The sequence below is a fragment of the Paraburkholderia sp. SIMBA_053 genome (assembly GCF_046534895.1).
Classification (GTDB): Bacteria; Pseudomonadota; Gammaproteobacteria; order Burkholderiales; family Burkholderiaceae; genus Paraburkholderia; species Paraburkholderia caledonica.
The window spans coordinates 1-253 of record NZ_JAWRXU010001199.1 but is presented as its reverse complement, the minus strand read 5'-3'; the positions used below and the strand labels follow the sequence as shown (position 1 = coordinate 253).

Below are 253 nucleotides of genomic sequence, written 5' to 3'. Positions count from 1 at the left end.
GCGATACGCGTAATAACCCGTCGTGCCGGACGCGAGCACGCCGATCAGCGCGAGCAGCACTGAGAGCTTGAAGGTGAGCCCGGGGCGCATCATCAGAAACGCTCCGGGCGGTCGCCCGAGACGATGCGGCTCCACAGCGCCTCGCGTTTCTCGATGTTCTCGACGGGTTCGATCCAGAGGATGTGGCTCTTGTCCGTGTTTTCGGGCGACTCGGTGAGCGTGTTGGCGAGACCCTGGCGCTGCGTCAGCAGCC

At 64.8% G+C, this 253-nt stretch carries 1 pseudogene; it reads right to left on the bottom strand.

Going from position 1 to position 253, the window contains the following annotated elements:
* Nucleotides 1–92: 92 nt before the first annotated feature.
* Nucleotides 93–253 (bottom strand): annotated as a pseudogene (locus SB753_RS39440) (spermidine/putrescine ABC transporter substrate-binding protein); the annotation flags it as partial.